Source organism: Bradyrhizobium sp. (assembly GCF_017881085.1).
Lineage (GTDB): Bacteria > Pseudomonadota > Alphaproteobacteria > Rhizobiales > Xanthobacteraceae > Bradyrhizobium.
In genome coordinates this window covers 1-4,251 of the sequence record NZ_JADGRI010000399.1, presented here as the reverse complement: position 1 = coordinate 4,251, position 4,251 = coordinate 1, and the positions used below count along the sequence as shown (strand labels likewise).

General features: G+C 63.7%; 5 protein-coding genes. 1 reads left to right on the top strand and 4 read right to left on the bottom strand.

Annotated features, from left to right (window positions below):
- Window positions 1-75: 75 nt before the first annotated feature.
- Window positions 76-273, top strand: coding sequence for a hypothetical protein (locus tag QZ213_RS25415; RefSeq protein ID WP_291688820.1), 198 nt, complete (start codon window positions 76-78; stop codon window positions 271-273).
- 144 nt (window positions 274-417) lie between these two features.
- Here QZ213_RS25415 and QZ213_RS25410 read toward each other — a convergent pair whose 3' ends face one another.
- The 4 genes from QZ213_RS25410 to fliI all read right to left on the bottom strand — a co-directional run bounded on the left by QZ213_RS25410 (window position 418) and on the right by fliI (window position 3,901).
- Window positions 418-1,287 (bottom strand): anti-sigma factor, encoded by an 870-nt coding sequence (locus QZ213_RS25410; RefSeq protein ID WP_291688819.1) that lies wholly within the window; start codon window positions 1,285-1,287, stop codon window positions 418-420.
- Window positions 1,288-1,290: 3 nt separating this feature from the next.
- Window positions 1,291-1,836 carry a sigma-70 family RNA polymerase sigma factor gene (locus QZ213_RS25405; protein ID WP_291688818.1) on the bottom strand — a complete coding sequence of 182 codons (546 nt, stop codon included), beginning with the start codon at window positions 1,834-1,836 and terminating at the stop codon, window positions 1,291-1,293.
- A gap of 210 nt (window positions 1,837-2,046) precedes the next feature.
- Complete coding sequence (gene fliJ / locus QZ213_RS25400) at window positions 2,047-2,466, bottom strand: flagellar export protein FliJ (protein WP_291688817.1); 420 nt, start codon at window positions 2,464-2,466, stop codon at window positions 2,047-2,049.
- Window positions 2,467-2,575: 109 nt separating this feature from the next.
- Complete coding sequence (fliI, locus tag QZ213_RS25395; RefSeq protein ID WP_291688816.1) at window positions 2,576-3,901, bottom strand: flagellar protein export ATPase FliI; 1,326 nt, start codon at window positions 3,899-3,901, stop codon at window positions 2,576-2,578.
- Between the last annotated feature and the right edge of the window lie 350 nt (window positions 3,902-4,251).

Sequence of the window (4,251 nt, the reverse complement as noted above, 5' to 3'; positions counted from 1 at the left end):
CTGAGATGTTGAACCTGCCGGCACGCGGAGCAGACGAATCCGCGAACGGGCAGGAGAAGGCGGCAGGAGGCTTCCATGAACCACTCGATCTACAGCGCCGATCGCTCGACCCATCTCAAGATCGTGGTCATGGCGCTCATCGCAGGTATCGCGGTGGCGGGCTTCGGCATCTCGGCTCGCACCAATTCGGACGAGTACACCCAGACGGCGCACGTTATCAAGGCCGGCAAGCCGATGGCGGTCACCAGCACCAACGCGATGGTGGTGCGCTAACACCAGGAATTTACGGAATTCACGCGGCTCTTTACCAGCCCCCCAAAGTCGCCTCGTGGATATTAGAAGACCCCAACTACCCCCAAGTTGACTACCGAAAACGCCCGCTCCCCACGGGCGTTTTCTTTTTGTGGGGTCTTGATCTCAGCGGTCCTTCGCCGGCGCCAATGGCGGAACGGTCTCGACCAGCTTGCCGGTGAACACGATCGGACCTGTCGCAACCCCGGTCGGGCTTCCGCCCGGCGGCTCAACCGTGACCGCATAGGTGGCCTGGTTGACGACCTCGGGATCGTATGCCGACAGCACCGGCCGCGTCGTGAACTCGTTGCCTCCGATAACGCCGAGCGAGCGCGGCCGCTGCAATTTGTCCGACACGATCCAAAGCTCATAGCTCTTGCCGGGCTCGGGCGCGGCGCCGACCCGGCGAACCGTGAAATTCCTGGTTGCCGCATCCACGGTGAGAATGAAGGCGGGCGATCCGCCGTCTTTTTGCAGCACGGCAACGAACTGGCCGGACGGCGGCGCCGGCGTCGGCGGGGTCCTGACCTCGACCACCCGAACGCGCGGCCTGGGACGGACGGCATCCGGCAACAGGTCCGGCTGATAGGCCCCGACCGCAATCAGCGCGACCAGGGCGGCCGCTATCGCCGTGCTGAAGCTTGCGACGTTGCGCCAGCGCCGGGCCTGTCTGGACAGGCGAAGGACGTTCGAATTGTCCGCAGGGGTGACAGGCGCAATGACGTCGTGCGCGACCGGCGGCTCCGGAAGCTGTAGTGGCGCCTGCTGTTCGGAAAGCCCGACCGCGGCCCTGATCCGGTCCCACACCTCGGGGCTCGGCTCGACCGAGCCGACCATCTGGTTCAACACGCCGAGCCGGAACTCCCACGCCTGCACGAGCGCCGTGAAATCCTTGTCGGCGGACATCATGCTCTCGACCTGCGCCCGCTCCTCGGCATCGAGGGTGCCGAGGGCGTATTCCGCGGCGAGCGCGATATGATCTTCACTATACGCCATCATCTAGAGTCCAAGACACTCCCGGATGTCCATCATGCTGCGGCGCAGCCAGGTCTTCACCGTATTCACCGGCGTCTCGAACTTTGCCGCCAGCTGCTCGCGGCTCCAGCCGTTGTAATAGGCCAGCAGCACGAGCTTTTGCCGGTCGGGCTCCAGACGGCCGACGCATTCGAGCAACCGCTTCAATTCCTCGGTCATTTCCCGGCGCGCCAGCGGATCCGGGCTGTCGGCGGCCACTTCCATGGCCGACGGCTCCTCCTCGATCGAGAGTTCGCCCTTCTTGCGCACGACGTCGATGGCCCGGTTGCGGGCAATGGACGCCATCCATGTGATCGGAGACGACAGGCCAGGGTTGAATTGGCCGGCGCTGTTCCAGATCTTGACGTAGGCTTCCTGAATGACCTCCTCGGCGAGATCCTGTCGCCGCAAGATACGGAGCACCACGCCGAAGAGTTTCGCCCGCGTCGCGGCGTAGAGGCGCTCGAAGGCTGCCTCATCCCCCTTCGCAACCGCGGCGATCAGCCAGACCAACTCAGCTGGCGTCAGCATTCACTCCCCCAAAACGCGATGTCCCGTCGCTCTTGCGCACAGCCAAGCGGCATTCCTGACGTGTCGTATCATATCCTGCGCCGGACCTGGCCTCCAAGTCACGGTGCCCCCGCCTGTGGACATTCGGCCAGCAGACCACAAAAGACCACGCAAGAAACCCGGACCTCGCGGCCCGGGTCTTCGATATTGCGCTTGCAGACGCTTAAAGCCTCAGGCGATCGCCCCAAGGCGCGCGCGCATCAGGCCGATGCTGTCGAGATCGGCCTGTTCGCGGGCGTTTTCCTCGGCGCGCTCGCGCGCCTGGTCGCGCTCGTCCAGCAGCTCGACTTTCTTGAGTTCCTCGAACGCCTCGCCCAACAGGCTCTTGGCGTCCTCAAGCTGGATCCGCAGTTCGTCGGCGGAGCGGGTCAGGTTTTCCCGCCGCTGGATCGCGGCCTTGGCATAGGTCGGATAGGCGAAGTGCGTCGGGTCGTTGATCCCGGCGCGCTCCTGTTCGGACTGGATTTCGCGCTCGAGGTCGACCGACATACGCTGGAAATCGGCGATCATGCCTTCAATCTGGGCGACCCTTCGGCGCTTCTCGTCGACCTGAAATTTCTTCAGGCGGATCAGCGTTTCACGTGACTTCATCGACTCGTACTCCCCAGAAGTCCCGATCTGGACGCGGGACATGACCGGTACCCCCAAGGGGCCCCACCGGCATCGCTAGTTGTGTGGCGGGGATGATGGCCTGACAAAGTTAGCGTTCCGTTTCCAAATCCCTCAGGATTTGTTCCAGTTGGCGGTAACCCTCGTTCAGGCCGGTCACTTCGTCCTTGGCCTGGCGCAGGAAGCCCTCCAGCGCCGGATTAAGCCGGATCGACTCGTCGACCTCGGCGCTGGAGCCGGCGCGATAGGCGCCGAGCCGGATCAATTCCTCCATATCCGCATAGGTTGCCATGACCTGACGCGCGCGGGTGATGACGGGCAGATAGGCCGGATCTGCCGACTTCGGCATGGTGCGGGACACCGATTTGAGGATGTTGATGGCCGGATAGCGCCCGCGCTCGGCGATCGAACGCTGCATCACGATATGGCCGTCCAGGATGCCGCGCACGGCGTCCGCGATCGGCTCGTTATGATCGTCGCCGTCCACCAGCACCGTAAAGATGCCGGTGATGGTGCCGGCGCCGACGCCGGGACCCGCGCGCTCCAGGAGCTTGGGCAATTCGGTGAACACGGTCGGCGTATAGCCCTTGGCGGTCGGCGGCTCGCCCGCCGACAGGCCGATCTCGCGCTGCGCCATCGCAAAGCGCGTCACCGAATCCATCAGGCAAAGCACATCCTTGTCTTCATCGCGGAAGTATTCGGCAATCGCCAGCGTCAAATAGGCCGCCTGCCGCCGCATCAAGGCGGGCTCGTCCGAGGTCGCCACCACCACCACCGAGCGCGCCAGGCCTTCGTCGCCGAGATCGTCCTGCAGGAATTCCTGCACCTCGCGGCCGCGTTCGCCGACCAGGCCGATCACCGTGATATCGGCATCGACATTGCGCGCCAGCATCGACAGCAGGACCGACTTGCCGACGCCGGAACCCGCGAAAATACCGAGCCGCTGGCCGCGGCAGCAGGTCAGGAACGTATTGAGCGCGCGGACGCCGAGATCGAGCGGCGCGCCGACCCGCTTGCGCGAATGCGCCGGCGGCGGCGAATTGCGGTACGGCATCGGCGACGGTCCTTGCGGCAGCGGCCCCTTGCCGTCGATAGGCTCACCCATGGCGTTGATGACGCGGCCGAGCCACAGCGGCGACGGGCGCACCTGGCTGGCAGCATTGGCGATGACGGCCCGGCAGCCGCGCCGCACGCCTTCGAGGCCAGCGAACGGCATCACCACGGCGTTGTTGCCGGAAAAGCCGATCACTTCCGAGGGAATGAAGCGGTTGCCGCCGGTCTCGATCACGATACGGGCGCCGACCGACATCGCGTGGATGGGACCGGCGATCTCGACCATCAGGCCGCGCACGCCGACCACGCGCCCGTAGATGTTGACGCCGTCGATATCGCTGATCTGTTCGGCAAGCGCCTTCATTGCGAAAACCTTAAGTTTCCACGGTTTGTGGTTCCGACCTTAACTTCGTGTTTACCCGCATCGTTAATCATTGCGTCACTGTCTTGGGTGACTGAGAGCGCGCTCGACCTCAGAACGAAGGGCGAGACGCAGGAGTCGGTTAGGCCCGGCTCTTAAGGTGGAACTTGAATGGAAATGGATACCAAAAGCTGCTTCAGAGCAAAGTCTTAGAGCGATTCGCTAAAAATTGCACTTAGAACCCTTGCGAAGAGGAATCAGATTTTGTTAACCATATGTCGTCAGGATCCGAATCAGTTGTTCAAAGGCGTTTTGAGTGCCGCAAGTGCGGCCGACCTGACGCCCGGAGCGGC

Excerpts from the sequence above, each read along its gene's own strand:
- QZ213_RS25415 (WP_291688820.1), top strand. The coding sequence starts at position 76 with ATGAACCACTCGATCTACAGCGCCGATCGCTCGACCCATCTCAAGATC.
- QZ213_RS25410 (WP_291688819.1), bottom strand. The coding sequence starts at position 1,287 with ATGGCGTATAGTGAAGATCATATCGCGCTCGCCGCGGAATACGCCCTC.
- QZ213_RS25405 (WP_291688818.1), bottom strand. The coding sequence starts at position 1,836 with ATGCTGACGCCAGCTGAGTTGGTCTGGCTGATCGCCGCGGTTGCGAAG.
- fliJ (WP_291688817.1), bottom strand. The coding sequence starts at position 2,466 with ATGAAGTCACGTGAAACGCTGATCCGCCTGAAGAAATTTCAGGTCGAC.
- fliI (WP_291688816.1), bottom strand. The coding sequence starts at position 3,901 with ATGAAGGCGCTTGCCGAACAGATCAGCGATATCGACGGCGTCAACATC.